This window comes from Pedobacter sp. P26 (genome assembly GCF_050632135.1).
Taxonomy (GTDB): domain Bacteria; phylum Bacteroidota; class Bacteroidia; order Sphingobacteriales; family Sphingobacteriaceae; genus Pedobacter.
In genome coordinates this window covers 2,124,306-2,143,126 of sequence record NZ_CP192574.1, presented here as the reverse complement: position 1 = coordinate 2,143,126, position 18,821 = coordinate 2,124,306, and the positions used below count along the sequence as shown (strand labels likewise).

Genomic DNA, 18,821 nt, shown 5'->3' with positions numbered 1-18,821 from the left:
AATCTTTTTATAAGTTACATCGACAGATTTTGTCTGGCAGCGGCAATTTGCATAATTTCCCCAAAGCCGGTAAATTTCTTAGTGTAGGTACCGTTGTTAAATTCTCCTGGGCATTGATGTCGAAATAATAAACTTCGCCCGCTGAACCATTATTCACACCGATCACCAGTTGTTTGCTGGTACTTCGTTTCATTTCGATATCTTTAATTACATACCCAGTCGGGAAAGTGTAGATGAGCCTTGCCGATTTAGCAAGCATGTCGTATAAATACACGTTATTTCCGGCGGTATAATAAAGTTGTTTTAAGATGGAAGAGGTTGCAAAATTAGTGGCGCTACCAATTTCCGGACTACTATCCATTTTTTGATTAACCCCAGGGTGAGTACTATTTCCATCCCCTGTTAAAGATAGTAAGTAGCGTCCATCGTTACCTTCCATAATATAATACCATTCAATTCCCTCTTGTGATAAGGTTGTTACGCCCCGATCATAAGCGATCATTTTTTTGCCTACGTTCGCCATATCAAACGAGTTTGTTGTTAAAGGTGTTGCAGGTGCACGATCCAGAATTCTCGACAGATAGGGCATCTGCATAAAACTCATTGTGTTGTTATCGTAGAAATAAGTCATACTATAATCGGCGGGGAATATGCCGGGGAATAAATTATAGTTACCAGGAATGCGCTGAGTAAAGGGTTTGACATTGTCTGAGTTTGCACCGGAAAGCCCAACATATAAATTGCCGTCTGCCACTATATACTGTTCAAATTGCAAATTATTTATCATAAATACTGGGGCAGTTTTGAACGGAAGTGGTGTAGCCAAACCCGGGAGAATCGAACTTTTGTCACCAAGATCCAGCCAGTCGTTCATGTTAAAACGATAAACATTTTGATCACTGAAGTAATAGAAGAAACCACCCTTCCCAAAATTATATAAGGCCAGTGCTTTACCTGGATAGGTTTTATTGTTTGCCACTTCCATAGGATTGTCAAAAATGACATCGTCTGTCCGAATCAAAGAAACTTTGCCTTTTCCATCTTTGTTATTTACAATATACCAACCATCAGGATAAACACCATTCACTGTGATGGTATATTGCTTTACTGTATAAATGCCATTTCTCTTGCTCGTTACTTTGTATATTACCGGATAAGTACCTGGACTTAGTGTTACTTTGATGCGTAGATTTTTTGTTTTAGCAATTGTTGTTGTATCTGTTGCTGTATTAAGTTTCCAGCTATAAGTAAATGAATCACCTTCTGGCATTGTTTGCGCCAATGTTGGTGTGATAATCAACGAATCCAGTTGTGGAACTGTAAAAGTAGTTATAGCATCTGTAATCTTAATGTCGTTGATTTGATCATATTTAAAAGATTGATTGTCTTTTTTACAGGCAGAAAATGCCAGCATGATGAAAATAAAAACCGGGCTGAGCTTTAAAAAGTATTTTAAATGCATAATATTTTAAATTAAGGGAACGATATTCTTTGACCGTTCTCATCTAACAATGGACCATTTGCAGCCTCGTAAGCGGCCAGCGCATTCCTCAGGGTAACCGGAAAGTTCAGTAAGCCATCAGAACCAATCTTATTGTAATCAAAATCGGTTATCCCCAATGTTTTCACCATGAACTTATATTTTACGGCACTGAAATCCCCGAAATCGCCCTGGAGGTAGATCCAATAACCAGGCTCAATGTATTGGCCGGTTACATCAACCTTCAGGTATCTGAAGTTTTCTTCCGTAACTTCGTTAATACCAGGTGTCTGGCCAAGAGTACCCAGAGTAAAGTCTTTGGTTTCTGCAGGTTCCAGTACAATCCTGTACACATTGCTGGCCATTCCGGCAGAATTGAGCAATATCAGGGGATAATTAAATTTCGATGCGCCTGCCGGAACGGTGAATTCTTTCAACTCAAAATCTACTCCTGCAGTTGCGGTAGTTCCCTGGGCTGTTTTCAGCAGCACCGTGCGCGGTTTATCGGATAACTTCCCGGTGATGCGCATGGGTATAAACAGGGTGTCCCTTTGCTTTTGAGTAGCTTGAAAGGCAAAAGAGTAGCTTCTTACGGCTGTGGTATTTAATTGTTCGTAGGTATAGGCAAAGAAACTAACGCCATCCTTTCCCTGGTAGGTTTCGACTGCTTCTTTCTTGCATGAAAAAAGACAGGCCGCCACCATGATATATGATAAGTATTTCATAATACGAGTTTGATTAGTTTGCATAATTCGGATTAAATTGAAGTTCAGAAGGCGGAATTGGGAGTACGTACTGCGCAGGTGCCATAGCAGGACCAAATTGCATTCTAGAAGTTTTAATGCGCTTATAGTAAAAGAACAATTGTCCTTCTGCATAAAATTCCTTCTGATATTCTTTCGTAATCTCCGCTTTAAGCGTCACTGCGGTGAGCGTATTCGGCAAAACTTTAATTCCCCTGTTCAGACGCACCATATTTAAATATCCAACGCCAATCTCAGGCGTTGATGCCGTCTCAGCCAGGATATAATACATTTCAGAAAGGCGTATACCTGGTACATACTGGTCGAGTAAATTATCGGTAATTGGGGTGGTAGAACTGGATGCCTGCCAGAATTTAGATGGGAACGGAACTCCTCCCTCCTGCTCAAGGCGAAACGCAAATCTGAAATCTGAACCGCCGCCATTGCTGGTTTCGTAAAGTGTATTAAAATTAGCGGCGCTACGTGTAAGCGTTTGGCTTGCAGCCCCCCTAAACCTAAAATATTTTTGTACAGTGGGCAGTATATCCCTAACCCTGATCATAAATACCTGCTCGTTAAAATACAAGCGGTCACGTACTGTCAATCCCTGTGAAACAACGCCAGCTTGTGCCTGGGTTACAAAAGTATATTTTGCAGAGTTAACTACCACATTTGCAGCCGCCGCCGCCCCGATATTATCGCCGCTATATAACATAATTCTCGCTTCCAGCGCTTTTACACCATAATAATTAAGCTTATTCCGCCTGGTCCGTAAATCGCTGGTCACAATCGGATCAACAGGTAACAGTAGACTTTCCGCTTCTTTCAGGTCGGCCAGGGCAAATTTAACCACCTCTGCAGTTGTTGCTGGGGGATTTGCATTTTGGTTGACATCTTTTTTATATGGGATGGCTTTTAGATTGGCACCCGCAGTATATTCAGGCCCAAACATCCGTAATAAATCAAAATGCAAAAATGCCCTTAAGGCTAAAGCTTCACCACGTAATAGTGCGTACGAATTATTAGATAGCACAGATCGGTTTGTTTCTGTATTTGCAATTATTTTATTAGCTGCGGCAATTGCACTATAACTGGCAGACCAGATGGAATCAGTATAGCTTACGACTTCTGTTGAAGCGTAGTTCAGGAGTTGTGTCTGTTGCAACTGAACTGACGATGCAGGGTCAATTGTCGCATAATTTTGAGCAAGCGCGGAAGCGAAGCCCATGGAAAGGTTATCCCCATAGAGTTTGCTACTGGCAAGCTGGCCATATACGCCTGATAAAGCCTGTTGAAAACCAACTTCTGAAGTAAACAGCTGTTCTTCAGATAGACTCGTTTTGGGCGTTACATCCAAAAATTTCTTACAACCGGAAAACATCGCAACTATTGCCAGGATTCCTATAATTAATGTTGTTCTTTTCATTGGGATATGAATATGTTTTTTGAATTTAAAATCTTGCACTTAAACCAAATGTATACTCTCTGGCAAAAGGATTATCTGTACCACGTTCTATTTCAATAGAGCTAAAGGTAGCCAGGTTGTTCGTTGTGGCACTAACACTTAGGTTCTGCAAGCCTAACTTTTTTACAAATGCGGTTTTGAACTGATAACTCAAATTAATTGAGCTGAGCTGAATGTTATTATCGCGCTGAACAAAACGTGAAGTAAGCTTTGTGGGTGTCGGAGAGGTTGTAATTCTACGGTATGGGCTCAAACTTCCAGGTCCAGTCCACCCCAGGTCATACGCTCTTCGGTCTACATTGTTACGCGCATCAACGGCCTCCACACGGTTTAATAACGTACTGTTATACAGATCAGCACCATAATTATAATTGAAACTGAAATTTAAGGCAAAACCTGCGTACAGGAAGTTTGAATTAATGGCACCTGTCCATTTAGGGCGTGTATCGCCAACATAGGTTTTATCATTAACATCCCACACAAAGGTTGGCGTACCATCTGCTTTCAGGTAAACTTCCTGGCCGGTAACCGGATCAATGCCGAGTGACCTCACCGCATAAATTGCCGTTGTCGATTGACCTTCAATAAACTGCGCATTTTCAGCTGTTTGATTAGGATTATTCGCATTCAATGCAGCGTTGAAGGCTTTGAGTTTATCAGAAACTTCTTTTAACACCGATTTATTAGTGGCTGCATTGACAGAAACATTCCATTTTAAGCCTTTACGAGGGTCAGATAGGATGGTATAACCGATGTCGAGTTGTAATCCCCTGTTCTGAATTTTACCTAAATTTTCAGTGTACGAAGGGAAACCTGTACTAGATGCCAGCGAAACTGTAGTCAGCGCATTCTGCGTTACTTCGTTATAAAATTCTGCATTAAAAGTTAAACGGTTGTCCAGAAATGCTGAAGCAATACCAATGTTAGACTTCAATACCTGTTGCCAGCTTAAATTCGGGTTTCCAAGTGCACCGGGAAAAGCACCTACTTCACCAAAATAGCCAGTAGACGTACCCAGGTTGTACCTGAATTGTGCGGCGTAAGGATCTTGTACAGATGTACCGGTAGAACCGTAACTACCGCGAATCCTCAACAGGTTAATAGTTTTGCTATCTTTAAGGAATTGTTCATTATTGATGTTCCATCCTAAACCTGCAGACCAGAAATTACCAAACTTATTATTCTCTCCATAAGCAGAAGAGCCGTCTCTGGTATAGGTAAAATCGGTAAAATACCGGTTATCATAAGAGTAGTTCGCACTTCCGGTATAGGAAAGATTGTTAATTGTGCTTTCCGTCCCGGTAGGCCTGCTGTTTAAATATTGCGCTGCAAATAAGATATTGTCCAGACGATCAAAAGGGAAACCCTGTGTTGATACGTTATATGAATTTAAGCTTGTACTGGCAAGCCTGAATCCTGCATATACTGTAACGCCATGCTTTCCAAAATTCTTATTGTAGTTCACAGAACCGGTTCCATCCATGGTAAAGGCATCGCTGTTGTCTTTCGAATAGGAACCTCTTGCACTTAAATCTGCTATACCATTGAAACGGCTATCTAAAGCGGAATAGAAATTATCTATTGTTCCGTTCAATTTTGTGATACCCAATGCACCATTGAACCATAATGATTTACTAAAGTCGTAACGTACAGTAGTGTTATTTCTTAAATTAAAGTTTTTATTTCTGTTGTTGATAGTATTGTACTTTATATCCATTAATGGGTTTAAGACAACTGAACCTGCTACACCGAAGCCCAAATTGATGTTCTCCAGGTACTGGTTTACATTACCATTTTCATCATAAGGTTTCCAGTACGGATTCAAATTCAGGTACTGACTAAATTCACCATAGGGCGAGTCATTAGAAATAACCTGTGTTGCAATCGTGTTGTTCTGGAACGTTAATTGATGGGTTTTATAACTTAGCGTAAAACTTCCCGAATAATTTTTTCTATCCTGTCCTTTCATTACGCCTTGTAACAGATTTCCGCTGAAAGTAAGGTTGAAAGTCAAAGACTGGTCGCCCCCACGTAATGAAAGGTTGGTTCTGTTGTTTATCCCTGTTTGAACGGGAATAGATTTCCAATCCGTATTCACACCGCTCACCATTGCTTTATATCGTTCTGCATTTATGGCTTGTCCTCTATAACTGTTTAGAAAACCTACTCTACGCTCAAAATCCAATTTTTCTTCTGAATTCAGCATGTGGTATACAGAAAGATCAGGGGATGCTAATGTTAAGTTATTGGTTATGGAAACTTCCACTTTTCCTCTCGGCGGCAAGATTGTGGTAACAACCATTACACCATTACCCCCACGAGAACCATACATTGCGGTAGCAGAGGCATCTTTTAACAAGGTTACTGATGCAATTTGATTCATGTCGAGGTCTACGATTGCTTGTAATGAAACCTGGAATCCATCGAGAATAAATAATGGTGTATTGGGGTTTCCAACAAGTTCTGAACCCAGGGTTGGGTAAGAAGTTTGCCCACGCATGGTAATTTCAGGTAGCGCATTGATATTACCCCCAATCTTATTATTGGGAATAATTCTGAAGGAAGGATCGAGGGCCGCAATGCCAGCAAATACATTTACGGGACTCACGGCCTTAAGCTCGGCTGCAGTGATGGTTTTGGCTGCTCCGGTGTAGGTGTTAACCTTCCGGTCGACCATCCCAGTGATTACCGTTTCATTTAGTGTCAACTGCTCCTCCTCCATATAAATGGTATAATTCGAATTGGGCGAGATAGGTACATCCACGGTCTTATAACCTACAAACCTGAACTCCAAAGATTCTGCACCTGCCGGGATGCTGATGGTAAATTTTCCATTTTTATCCGTCTGGACGGCAGATTTTGTTCCCTTGATAGATACCGTAACCCCTGGGATTGGCTTATGTTCTTTGGCATCGCCAACAAAACCGGAAATGACTTCCAGGCTAGCTTTTGCACCTGCTTTAATCACCACCGTCTGGTTGCGTATGGTAAAATCCAGATTTTGCGCTGCAAAAATTTGTTTAAGCACAGCGGGCAATTCAGCATTTTTAACATTGATGGTTACAGGTATTGAATTTTCCAATAAGTCGTCCGCGTAAAAAAATTATAACCTGTCTGTTGGTTAAGTTCCTTAAAAACGGATCGAAGTGAAGCATTTGACTTGGTTAAAGTCACTTTTTGAGCGAGGCTAGATGCACTTACCTGCATAAGGCACGCTATTATGATCACGATGGTTAAGCGCATAGTTAACAATAATTTGAGGTACAGCCGATTAGGCATACCAAATTTCCTTGATTTTTGATACATTAGTAGTTGGTTTGGTTAAACAGTCTCTGATGCGTTGGTCCGTAGCAAGACTGTGGTTGTAAATTGATTTTCAATCGAATATTCCAGACTATGATCAGGTCCCGGCAGTTAAACGGGGCCTGTTTTTTTGGATATCTTCTTTATCGTATTTTTTTTGTCATGTGGTTTGTTTAAAGGTTAAAATTCAGTTGATTATTCGTTATTTATTATCTGGATACATATACGGTTCTGCCCTTAACTTTAAAATGTGCTTCTCCGGTAGACTCGACGATTTCGAGAACTTTAGACAATTTATCAAACCTCGATACTTTACCACTGAAGCGCTGATTGGTTTTTTCACCCATGTAAACCACTTCAACGTTATACCAGCGCTCAATCATCTTCATGATGTTTTCAATGTGCTCACTTTCCACCACAAATTCGTTATTTTTCCAGGCAACAGCCAGATCGGTATCCGTTTCACCAATCTGTATTTTACCAGCGATCAGCTTCGCTTGTTGCCCAGGCTTTAGTACTTTAGAATTACCCGATGCAGATAACTTCACGCTTCCCTCTAACAAGGTTGTTTTTTCTACTGCGTCATCGGCATAGCTGCTGATGTTAAAATGAGTTCCTAATACTTCTACTTCCTGCCGATCTGTCTTTACAACAAATGGATGTTGCTTATCCTTGGCTACTTCAAAATATCCTTCACCACTAAGCGTAACTACGCGCTTTCCGTTTTCAATGAGGGAGGTGGCGTATGTGAGACTAGATGCAGCATTTAAATAGACAAGCGATCCGTCAGGCAACCGTACCTGATAGGTTTCCCCACGGGCGGTAGACAGGGTATTGGAAGCATTTGGATCAGAAGTTTTTTCATCAACTTCGTATACCAGTTTGCCGTCGCCTGATTTAGTAATGACTATTCCGGATTCTCTTCCTATTTCACCACTAACCGCATTTGCTAAACTGACTTTCCTGCCATTTGCCATGGTAAGTGTCGCACCATATCCCCCTGGTTTTATATCATGTACAGTAATTGTGGGAACAGTGACAACCTTTTCTGGTTGGTTATTGAAGAAATAAACACCTATGTATACTACGGCCAAAACGGCAGCAACGGCAGCGATTTTTAACCAAAGTTTAAGTACTTTATTTTTATCTTCAGGTATGGCATGTGCTGATTCCTTAATCTGAACAAACAAATCCTGGTCAACCTTTCCCAGTACCTTTGCAATGGCAAAATCATTTTCATAGTACTCATCCTGGGTTTCTAATGCGCCGATGATGAGCTCTTTCAATATTTCCCGGTCTTCATCAAGTTGAAAATAATTCATCAGACGCTGGGTTTCTTCGGGACTACAGGTATTATCCAGGTGTTTTTTGAAGAGTATACGGAGTTGTTCAGATGTTTTCAAGGTTTAATTTTTACAGCTAATACGGAGCTGTTCAAAAATATCCTTAGTCTGTTAACAAGAAATTAACAATTAATTTCCAAAAACAACGATCAGGATCAAAAGCCTTTGAATAAAACACTCAAAACTATCGAAATGGCAAGTGCCGGAGAATCCCTAAAATAAGTTTTAAGAAATCTATTTGCCTGCAGCATGTGGCTACTGATGGTTTTGGCATTAATACCCATAATCTGCTCTACTTCTTTATAAGATTTACCCTCTAATTTGCAAAGTATAAATACCATTTTACGTTGAGGAGGCATCAGGTTTATGGCATGTTGTAATTTTTGAGCATCTTCTTTACTCAGCAAATCTTCTTCAACGTGAAGATACAGCTCTGAACTTGAAGCAACCATTTTAGTCAATAAACGTTTGTCTTTGGCTACTTTCCGAAAATAATCGTGCACCAGGTTCTCTGCTATACGAAAGAGATAAGATTTAAAAGATTTTTCGGGATCAATCTGCGCACGCACCTCCCATATTTTAAAGAAAAGCTCTTGCAGCACCTCTTTTACCAGGTCGTCAGATTTGAGAAGCTTGAATAAATTTCCGGCGATCCGAAATTTATAGTTATTGTATAGTATTTCAAATGCCCGCTCGTCACCATCTTTTAATTGAAGTAGTAAAGACTTTTCATCGGTGTAATTAACGTTGATCATTCGTCTGGCAAATATACATTAACTTAAAAAAGACAAGGTAGTTATAATTTTGGAAACGTAACAGTGCGTTTATTTAACTGTAGTTTTTATAGATCCGATCCAATGTCCCAGGTATTAGGGACGAAAACATAAAACACATTGATAGGCCTGAAGCGCGGTCTTTGGAAGTCTGAGAATTATTTGCCATCCTGGCGTTGTAGATTCCTACTCTGTCGCGTCAATGCAACTTACAGGATCATTAAATGCCACTTGACGTTGGCAAAATTATTAGTAAAACATTGATTATAAAAGATTTTGAAGAGAAACTTACAGAAATGATTGGTCAGCCAGCCAAAAAAGATTAAGCGTATTTTGATAACTTAACAACCTTTTCTCTTAGAAGAGTGTAAATAAACTCCGTCAAAAGTTAACATTACTAACCTTAGATACAGTTTATTTTACACTCTTTTCATTTAACTTTTTTCCCTCAGCGATCACCGCCCTGTTTATTTCATTTATCCTCTTTGTATCCATTTTTTCAACCGCACGGTCATAGGTCAGCAAGCCGTTAACCTCATGCTCCACATCGGTTGTCTGGGTATAAACTGCCACACTAAGACCTTTGTATTTCATCAGCTGTTCAACCTGGCTCATCAGCAGTACATACCTATCCGTCAACGCAGCACTTGTAGGTTCATAGGCATAAGCATTGTTTTCTACAGGCCACATGTGGTCCCTTACAAATAGTCCCACACCACCGAACTCCCCCAAAGATGCGGCTCTTTTATCGTCAGGTGCAGACGCATCATAGGGGCCAATATAGATGTGCGTATCTACAAAGTCTCCATTACCCGGATCACCAGCCGCCTTCTGGTAGCTGGGATTGTTGTTAAACCCCGAATTGCCATTTACCAGCCTTGAGGAATCGTATTTTTTTACCCAATCGGTTATTGCCGGTACATCGAAAGCACCCCAATTCTCATTGAAGGGAACCCAGGCAATAATCGAGGGCGAGTTGTAATGTTCGTCCATTACCGCCTTAAGTTCTTTGCGAAAAGCGGAGCGTACTTTTGCCGTGTCCTCATTCTGGTACCAGATTGCCGGCATGTCCTGCCAAAGCAGAATGCCCAGTTTATCTGCCCAATAGTAAAAACGCTTTGGTTCGGTTTTCATATGTTTGCGGATGAGGTTAAAGCCCGCCTTTTTTGTAAATTCTATATCAGATTTCAGCGCCTGTTCAGTAGGAGCAGTCAGAATTCCATCCGGCCAATAGCCCTGATCAAGTAGACCAACCTGCATGATAAACTTTCCGTTCAGCAAAGGACGCATAACACCTGACACCTTTCCCAGCCTAATATCCCGCATACCGAAATAGCTCTTCACTTCATCAACTGTTTCACCCTTGTGATCTTTAACCGTAATTTTGAGATCATAAAGAAAAGGCTCATCAGGCGACCATAACTTTGGATTTTCGATTGGCAGATAAAAAGCCTTTTCGTTAGTCCCCTGCGCCTCGGAGACGATCTTATTGCCATCAAGTACCACTGCAGATATGACAGAGGAACTTGCATCAACCGTTACCTTTAGTCTGCTGTTTTCCAGATCGGGCAATAGCTTGATATTTCTAATATGAACTGCGCTCACCGGTTCAAGCCATACCCCCTGCCAGATGCCAGAGCTGAAGGTATAATCTCCCCGTGGTCCGTTCTTGCCCGAAGGCATTCTACCGTCATTGGAATCATAAGCGGCAACAATCAATTCATTACTTCCTGATTTTAGCAATGGGGTAATATCCAGCGAAAAGGCATCATAGCCACCCGAGTGAAATCCGGCCTTTTTTCCGTTAACGAAAATGGTCGCATCATGATCAACGGCTTCAAAATTGACTAAAATATTTTTTCCCTTCCAGTTTTGGGGTATTTCGAAACGCCTGCGGTACCACATGTTAACCTCCTGCTTGCGCTCAATGCCCGAGATCACTGATTCGGGACAATATGGAACAAGTATTTGTTCAGATTTTCCGGCAAATGTAATCGGCATTTTTGGGTTGAATGCATTTAGCTTATCTTTTCCGCCGATATAATCCCATTTACCGTTTAATGACTTCCATTCTCCACGTACCATCTGGGGGCGCGGATAATCAGGAAAAGGATTTTGGGCCGCCATCGCCTCTTTAGTCCATTTGGTGGGTAGCTTTGCAGTCTGGGCGCAAACATTTCCACAATATGCCTGCAATATTACTGAAAGGAATAGGATAGATAAAACTGTTTTTTTCATATTATCCGGAAGATTAAGGTTCTATGGTTCTGGAATACTAATATATCATTTTTAACCTAATAAATCGATTTATCACATACCAAAACTATTTTGTAGCGCTTATAATTTCATCTGGGAAAGTTTACTCCATCTGGTCCACATCTAGCAATATGCTGAACAGTTTTTATGAACGGGCTGCATAGCGTTACTTCAGCCTCAGGGATATCAGAAAAAAAGCTTTATAATAGCATATCCTTTTGAGTGAATTTGTCAATTCATTTTTAACTGGGTATAGTGTTTAATAAACCAGGTTAACGCAGGGCTTTTATTAGATTCTTTATAAGCCAATAACACCTCTGTATGAACAGGAATGGCATCAAACTCTACAAAGGATACTTTCAAATGTGCATATTGCTTTTTTAACGATAATGGCAAAATAGATACACCCAGGCCCGCTTCTACCAATTGTAATATGGAGTGTACATTATTAGCCTCGTGGGTAATGTCCGGACTAAAACCCATCCGCTGGCAAATCTCGATGAGTTTCTGATTATACTGGGGTGCAAAATCTTTATTAAAGAATATAAACGGACTTTTTTTCAAAAAATCTGCAAGTTTTTGCTGGCGATCATTTTTTTGGTCTGTTAAAGGAATAACCACCACAAAGGGATCAAAAAACAAAGATTCTACTTTCAATTTTTCGGATAAAACCGGGGCTCTTAAAATCCCCACATCCAGGTTGCCCTGCTCCAGCGCTTTAATTTGGGTGAGTGTAGGTACTTCGAACAAACTCGTTTTCAGATAAGGAAATTCCTGATGCATTAATTTTAAAATTTCTGCAAGGTGTGATTGGTAAACCGAACTGATATAACCAATCTTTAATTCGCCGCTAACCCCTCCATTAATTTTACGAACTACTTCCTTACTTTCTTCCAGCTTATCAAACATGGCATCAACCTCACTCTTAAAATACTTTCCGGCATTTGTTAATGCAACACGCTTATTATTCCGAACAAACAGCTGTACACCAAGCTCTTCTTCCAGTTGTTTAATCTGCCTGCTTAAAGGCGGTTGCGAGATAAAAAGTTTGGTTGCTGCTTTGGTAAAATGAAGTTCTTCTGCAACAGTTTTAAAATACAACAGGTGTCTGAGTTCCATATTTATAATACTTAAAAGGTATTGATATATGCTAAAATTGATATTTTACAAATATGATTAACAGCACTAACTTTACAAAAAAATTAAAGCAATGAATAAAGATTATTCGCATAAAGCAACAAATGAAGAAATCAAAACAAGGTTTGACAATGATGTAGAACGTTTCTCGAACTTAGAAAGCGGTCAGCAAACCACCATCGATGCGCCACTTACCATGGAGCTTTGCACCGGAGCGGCCAAATATATTAATCCAAACGCGAAAGAACTGTTGGATATTGGATGTGGTGCGGGTAATTACACATTAAAAATGCTCAGCAAAATCCCAAACCTTAACTGTACCCTTAACGACTTGAGTTTACCGATGCTGGAACGCGCAAGTGGTAGGGTATCGGCACAAACTACCGGAGTAGTAACCGTTATACAGGACGATATGCGCAACCTTAATTTACCAGATAACCATTTTGATATTGTACTGGCCGCAGCAACATTTCATCATTTGCGTACTGATGCCGATTGGGAACTTGTTTTTACTAAAGTTTACCAGGCCTTAAAACCCGGCGGCAGTATCTGGATTTCAGACCTCATTGCCCACGATTCTGTATTGATCGATAATCTTTTTCAGGATCAATATGGAGCCTATCTTGAAACACTTGGTGGTGAAGCATATAAACAGAAGGTATTTGACTATATTGAATATGAAGATACCCCCGTTCTTTAAACTATCAGCTGGCATTACTGCAAAAAGTTGGGTTTAACGTTACTGAGATACTACATAAAAACTCTTATTTTGCAGCATTTGGAGCGATAAAATAAAAAATTTTGCCTGGTGGTATGGCAACTACTACCAGGCAAAATCTCCACTAAGATTAATGAATAGCAAGAATAATTCTATTTTAGCAAAAAAAGAATCCAGGGTTTATTTTTAAAAATGATTTAATTGACCCACCTACCACATTATGGGTAGCCAGGTTTAAAACCTTTACTTAATACAGTTAATTCATCTTGATTGATCAGATTAGGATCTTCGAACTGTCGCTTTAAAAAGTTAACCGGAACTTTTAAAGTACCATTTGTAGTACGCAATATGCAAACTTCTTCATTGGCGGTTGAAGATACATAATAACCGATTTCGGATTCAATTTCAGATAAACGGATCAGCAATTCGTAATAGATGTAGAGCGGGATATTCACACACAAAGTAACACAATAAAAAGCGATCCTTTAATTATTGTTACGTTAACGTTAATTCATCTGCTAACCATAAATTAACAGTAAACATTTTTTCATTTAAGCTCACTAGCCTGGCTTAAAACTTAATCCCCGCTTAACAATAGTAGTTTTAAGTTTGCTCTTAAAATCCAGAAAGGTTATGAAAAAACGCTCAACTCAGTTAAAAAGAATTGTTTATTACTGCCCTTACCTTATTATTCTGATCATTTCCCTTCATTCCTGCAAAAAAGACAAAAAACGACCCGATTATCCCGCCGGAAGTAATGAAAACATCAATACCTGGATACTCGACAGCCTGAAACGCTATTATTATTGGAATGAGCAATTACCTTCCGATCCAAATATCGGTTTATCACCCAAAGATTTTTTTAATACCGTCCGCAATGCTTCTGACCGCTTTTCCTATATCAATATCCCCAACGATGCCACAACCTTTGCACCGAACAACCGGAACTTTGGTTTTGATTATGTAACCGTTAGCGACCAGAACAGTACAAAAGTAATTGGAATTATTAAACTGGTTCTAAAAGATTCTCCTGCATCACGGGCAGGTTTAAAACGTGGAGATTATATCAGCCAGATAAACGGAAAAGCACTAACAACTGCCAATGCACATGCCCTGCAGGACGAAATTTTAAGCGGCAATCACTTTTCGTTAACGCTGGCAGAACAGAATAACAGTATATGGACGGAGACACGTACCGTAGAACTGACTAAAGGGGTAATCCTCGATCAAAAAGAAATCAGTAAAGTGATAGAAAGTGATGGAAAAAAAATCGGCTACCTCAATTTTCTTGATTTTAATGGCGGGTTGGCCAGTTCATTACTTCCGGTTTTCAATAATTTCAAAGCGGAAGGCATTACCGACCTTATCCTTGATCTACGTTATAACGCTGGTGGTCAGGTAGCAGAAGCGGCAGCAATATGTACCATGATTGCACAGAATGTAACTTTCGATAAAGCATTTATTATGTACAAGGGCAATAAAAATGGTGGAACCAGAACAGAATCCATCGGTACCGCAGCAACTTTCGATAAAACTGTAAATTTCAATGTTCTTCTTCAGCAAAACCTAGGCTTAAGCAGGGTTTATATTTTATCATCTGCCGCCACGGCATCAGCTTCGGAAGTGATGATCAACAATTTAAAACCCTTTATCCAGGTCATACAGATCGGTGAAAAAACCAGGGGGAAAGATGAAGCATCGTTCAGGATATTTGATGCACGGAGTACAAAACAGGTCAACTGGGAAATGCACCCGATTGTATACAAACTATTTAACGCACAAGGAACCGGTAATTACAGTGCAGGTATCCAGCCTGATGTAAATGTAAATGAAATCAATACCTTACCCCTGCTCCCATTTGGCGATCAGGCCGATCCGCTGGTAAAAGCAGCAATGGGCAGGATAAGTGGTAAAGTAGCCAAAATAGGTATTAGTCTTAACACCATGCTTTCAGGGGCTTTCCAACCCGGAAATATTTTAATGGATTCAAGGACACAATCTGCGAAACAGGGCATGGTTATCACCCACCGGTAGCAGAGATAGAAAAGGTTCTCATTAGCTTAACATTAACTTTAAACGCAAGCCCTAACTTGCATCCGTTAACCGCTACTCATGGAAAAGTTGGAAGATTTTAAAAATATAAAACTCCTGAATGCATTGAAAGCTGGCGATTCTGCTGCTTTTAATGAAATTTACCACAAGTACCGCCAAAAGATATTTGGTTATGCCTACCATTTTACCCGCTGCCGCGAAGAAGCCGAAGAACTTACACAAGATAGCTTTGTCAGACTTTTGGGAAAACAGGGCAAAAGTAGACCCTGAAAAAAATTTCGATGCTTTTCTTTATACCCTGATCCGCAATAATTTTTTAGGTACACTCCGTAAAAAAGCGAGGAAAAAGCCTATAGCAGCGAAAGTTTAGCACGGGAACAAGCTTTTAATACCATTGAAGATGAACTCGATGCGAAAGAATCGAAACAATTGGCACAGGAAGCGATCGAAAGCCTTTCTCCTCAGGTAAAACGGATATACCTTATGAGCCGTAACGACCACCACACACATGAAGAAATATCGCAGCTAATGGGGATTTCTAAAAACACGGTGAACAACCACCTGAAAAAATCGCTGAACATTATGCGTAAATACTTTAAGACTTATTCGCCGGAAACGATAATATCATTGGTAGTAGTACTGTTTTGCTGAGCGTTTGGCGTAGAGCGTTTGGCATTTGTTACCGCAATCGTCATCTCGACTGTAGCGCAGCGAAATGGAGAGATCTATCTCAATAGATTTCTCGGCTTCGTTACACTCCGCTCAGAAATGACGGAAACTAGAAGGGAATTTCCACGCAGAGATTAATAGGAGGAAAAGTTGATTAATAGGGATGCGCCACGCTCGCTAATTCGTCAATACAAATTGATTATTGGTGATTCGTTTCCATCTTAAATTTTTCATCGTAAAAAGATCCTTCGACTACGCTCAGGATGACAAAACGAGTAAAATCTTCCGCGTTTCTGAGTCTACGTGGCTAAAATCCGTATAAATTTTATTCCATATTCTATCATTTGACCATTAAGGAGTTAAGAACATTAAGATTTAAAGTTAACTCCCAAAACACGCGCTAATTGGTCCTTGTAAATTGATTATTGGTGATTAATTATCCATTAAATCTTTTTTTAAAAAAATCTTCTCCCCTTATAGCTGTATGCCAACTCTCGTGCATATATACAGTAACGCGCAGCATAAAAGCGTAAAGAATCAGCATAAAAAGTGAAAAAAGATTACATTAAAATATTATTTGAACAATACCTAGAGGGCAAAACCAATCAGGATGAGGAAAAAATTCTGTTGGATTACCTCGCCGATCAGGCGAATGGCGACAGCGAATTTCATGCAGTGATGGAAAAAGCATGGAAAAAGCAAAACAGTAAAGCAGACTACTCTTTTGAAGCCAGACAAGGCCTTAACCAGATCTGGAACAAAATTGAAGAGCGGAAACCAAAAAGCAAACTGCTATATCCATTATTAAAATATGCTGCCGCAGTTGTAGTGGTTATTTCTGCAGCATTTGGTTGGTACGCCTACAAAAAAACACAAGTACCTGTACAAACAGCTATTGCTTTTTTAAGTAAAACGACTCAAAAAGGCGAAAAAGTGAAGTTGATACTGCCTGATAGTTCGGTTGTATATCTTGGCGCCGGCAGTAAACTTACCTGGCCATCACATTTTGTTAAAGGCAAACTGAGAAATATCCAACTGGAAGGTGAAGCCTTTTTTGAAGTAAAACATGATACCACCAGTCCTTTTATAGTACATAGCGGACAAATGCAGACCCGGGTTTTGGGTACTTCCTTTAACATATATGCTTATCCGAAAGACGGAACCTTCAGCGTGGCAGTGCGTACAGGTAAAGTAAAAGTTTCGGAAAACAGTAAGGGAAAATTAAAACAACTTTCGCTGCTTACCCCAGGAATGAAATTATTATACCATTTAAAAGCACACGATTACATTGTCCGTAACGAGCGCATTACCGAAGTTAATGCATGGATTAAAAACAGCTTTGCTTTTAAAGATGTAGCCCTTCCCAATATGTTTAAGTCATTAGAAAGGTATTACAATGTGCATTTTGAATTGAAGACCAATAAACTCAGCCAGTGCAGGTTTAATGCAACTTTTACAAACAAAAGCATTGGTAATATAATGGAAGAAATCCGCGTGATGAGCGGTAAAAGATGAAATATAAAATAGATACTGCGAACAAAACAATTACCGTATGGGGGAGGGCTGTCAATGATGAGTTAGCGATATGCTATGGCGCTGCAAAAGGCGCAATAAACCGGATTTATACCTACGAAAAACAATTAAACCTCTTAACATGAACAAGGAGCCGGATTGCTCGAACAATCCAGCTCCTAAAACAAAAGTTTTTAACCCGTGAGAATTAAAAAACATCTTGAACCTATGAAAATAGGGTTTTACGACTATATAAAAGAATATTTTATCAATTTGGATTACCGACCTATGGTAGCCTTAATGGTACTGTTTACTTTCTTATTTAAACAGGGCATGGCAAGCAGCTTTGCACAGACACCAAAAGAAAGCAGTTTGAGCATTAAAATAGCCGAAATGAGCATTCCAGATGCACTTTCGTTGCTCGAAGAAAAAGCAGGATTTTCAATTAATTACAATAAATCGATTTTTAGTCAAAATGGAAAAGTAAGCCTTGAAGTAAAAAACACGGCCCTTGAGCTTATCCTCAAAAAAATATTGTCAGGTACCAGGGTAACGTATAGGTTTGCCGACGCCAATACGATATTGCTTTATAAATTACCCGATCCGGTGAAACCGGGCCGGATATCGGGAAAAATATTCGACGAAAAAGGTGAAACACTACCTGGTGCATCCATCAAAATTATAGAAACGGGCAAAGCCACCCAAACCGCCAGCGACGGAAGTTATAGCATCAACGTAGAACCCGGCAACTACACGGTAGAAATCAGTTATATTTCTTATGCAACACAACGCATCAGTGATGTAACGGTAAAGGCCGACAAAGCCACGCCTTTAGATATTTCTTTAAAACCCGATGCAAAGGGGCTTAAGGATGTTATAGTAACCGCAACATACAAAAAAGCATCAGTTGATGGCTTATTGGCCCGTCAGAAAAACGCCTCTGAAATCAGTAACGGGATTAGTGCCGAACAGATTTCGAGAACACCGGATAAAAACATCGGCGAAAGTTTAAAACGTATAAGCGGTGTAAGCTCGATAGACAATAAACTGGTATTGGTACGTGGCATCGGCGAACGTTATAATACCGCACAGTTAGATGGTATTACTTTGCCAAGCACCGAAGCCCAAACCCGCAATTTTTCTTTTGATCTGATTCCTTCGAGCCTTGTTGATAATGTAGTGGTAAGCAAAACCGTTACCCCCGATATGATCAGCAGTTTTGGAGGTGGTTTGATCCAGATTAACACTAAAGATATACCCAATGAAAATTTTATGAGCTTTACTGCAGGTACTGCTTACAACGACCAAAGTACAGGTAAGGATTTTTAAGCCACAAACGTGGCAAATATGATTATTTCGGTTTTGATGAT

At 40.0% G+C, this 18,821-nt stretch carries 16 protein-coding genes; 7 read left to right on the top strand and 9 right to left on the bottom strand.

Features of this window, described 5'->3' with window-relative positions:
• Positions 1-7 precede the first annotated feature (7 nt).
• The 8 genes from ACQ86H_RS09845 to ACQ86H_RS09810 form a co-directional block, all read right to left on the bottom strand.
• The gene (locus ACQ86H_RS09845; protein WP_431294698.1) at positions 8-1,462 is read right to left on the bottom strand and encodes a PKD-like family lipoprotein; all 1,455 of its coding nucleotides are present in this window, start codon (positions 1,460-1,462) and stop codon (positions 8-10) included.
• Positions 1,463-1,473: 11 nt separating this feature from the next.
• The gene (locus ACQ86H_RS09840) at positions 1,474-2,205 is read right to left on the bottom strand and encodes a DUF4843 domain-containing protein (protein ID WP_431294697.1); all 732 of its coding nucleotides are present in this window, start codon (positions 2,203-2,205) and stop codon (positions 1,474-1,476) included.
• A gap of 13 nt (positions 2,206-2,218) precedes the next feature.
• A complete protein-coding gene (locus tag ACQ86H_RS09835; protein ID WP_431294696.1) occupies positions 2,219-3,649 on the bottom strand; it encodes a RagB/SusD family nutrient uptake outer membrane protein in 1,431 nt (476 codons plus the stop codon).
• A 25-nt stretch (positions 3,650-3,674) separates the two neighbouring features.
• Entirely contained in the window at positions 3,675-6,770 is a 3,096-nt protein-coding gene (locus ACQ86H_RS09830) for a SusC/RagA family TonB-linked outer membrane protein (protein WP_431294695.1), read from the bottom strand.
• A 430-nt stretch (positions 6,771-7,200) separates the two neighbouring features.
• Entirely contained in the window at positions 7,201-8,394 is a 1,194-nt protein-coding gene (locus ACQ86H_RS09825; protein ID WP_431294694.1) for a FecR family protein, read from the bottom strand.
• A 95-nt stretch (positions 8,395-8,489) separates the two neighbouring features.
• Positions 8,490-9,089, bottom strand: coding sequence for an RNA polymerase sigma factor (locus ACQ86H_RS09820; RefSeq protein ID WP_138822039.1), 600 nt, complete (start codon positions 9,087-9,089; stop codon positions 8,490-8,492).
• 432 nt (positions 9,090-9,521) lie between these two features.
• Positions 9,522-11,345, bottom strand: coding sequence for a glycoside hydrolase family 2 protein (locus tag ACQ86H_RS09815; RefSeq protein WP_431294693.1), 1,824 nt, complete (start codon positions 11,343-11,345; stop codon positions 9,522-9,524).
• 249 nt (positions 11,346-11,594) lie between these two features.
• Positions 11,595-12,482 (bottom strand): LysR family transcriptional regulator, encoded by an 888-nt coding sequence (locus ACQ86H_RS09810; RefSeq protein ID WP_431294692.1) that lies wholly within the window; start codon positions 12,480-12,482, stop codon positions 11,595-11,597.
• Between the two features lie 91 nt (positions 12,483-12,573).
• On the opposite strand from ACQ86H_RS09810, the gene ACQ86H_RS09805 reads away from it, so the two are divergent.
• Complete coding sequence (locus tag ACQ86H_RS09805) at positions 12,574-13,200, top strand: class I SAM-dependent methyltransferase (RefSeq protein ID WP_431294691.1); 627 nt, start codon at positions 12,574-12,576, stop codon at positions 13,198-13,200.
• Between the two features lie 236 nt (positions 13,201-13,436).
• On the opposite strand, the gene ACQ86H_RS09800 is transcribed toward ACQ86H_RS09805, so the two are convergent.
• A complete protein-coding gene (locus ACQ86H_RS09800) occupies positions 13,437-13,673 on the bottom strand; it encodes a hypothetical protein (protein ID WP_431294690.1) in 237 nt (78 codons plus the stop codon).
• A gap of 178 nt (positions 13,674-13,851) precedes the next feature.
• Between ACQ86H_RS09800 and ACQ86H_RS09795 the strand changes: the two genes are divergently transcribed.
• From ACQ86H_RS09795 to ACQ86H_RS09770, 6 genes are all read left to right on the top strand, one after another.
• Complete coding sequence (locus tag ACQ86H_RS09795; protein WP_431294689.1) at positions 13,852-15,252, top strand: S41 family peptidase; 1,401 nt, start codon at positions 13,852-13,854, stop codon at positions 15,250-15,252.
• Between the two features lie 78 nt (positions 15,253-15,330).
• Entirely contained in the window at positions 15,331-15,540 is a 210-nt protein-coding gene (locus ACQ86H_RS09790; RefSeq protein WP_431294688.1) for an RNA polymerase sigma factor, read from the top strand.
• Positions 15,541-15,753: 213 nt separating this feature from the next.
• Positions 15,754-15,921: a sigma factor-like helix-turn-helix DNA-binding protein gene (locus tag ACQ86H_RS09785; RefSeq protein ID WP_431294687.1), complete on the top strand. Its 168-nt coding sequence runs from the start codon at positions 15,754-15,756 to the stop codon at positions 15,919-15,921.
• Between the two features lie 567 nt (positions 15,922-16,488).
• Positions 16,489-17,454, top strand: coding sequence for a FecR family protein (locus ACQ86H_RS09780; protein ID WP_431294686.1), 966 nt, complete (start codon positions 16,489-16,491; stop codon positions 17,452-17,454).
• Positions 17,451-17,597, top strand: a complete 147-nt coding sequence (locus tag ACQ86H_RS09775; protein ID WP_431294685.1) for a hypothetical protein — start codon at positions 17,451-17,453, stop codon at positions 17,595-17,597. Before ACQ86H_RS09780 ends, ACQ86H_RS09775 begins: the two co-directional genes overlap by 4 nt.
• Positions 17,598-17,679: 82 nt before the next feature.
• Entirely contained in the window at positions 17,680-18,780 is a 1,101-nt protein-coding gene (locus tag ACQ86H_RS09770) for a carboxypeptidase regulatory-like domain-containing protein (RefSeq protein WP_431294684.1), read from the top strand.
• Positions 18,781-18,821 lie beyond the last annotated feature (41 nt).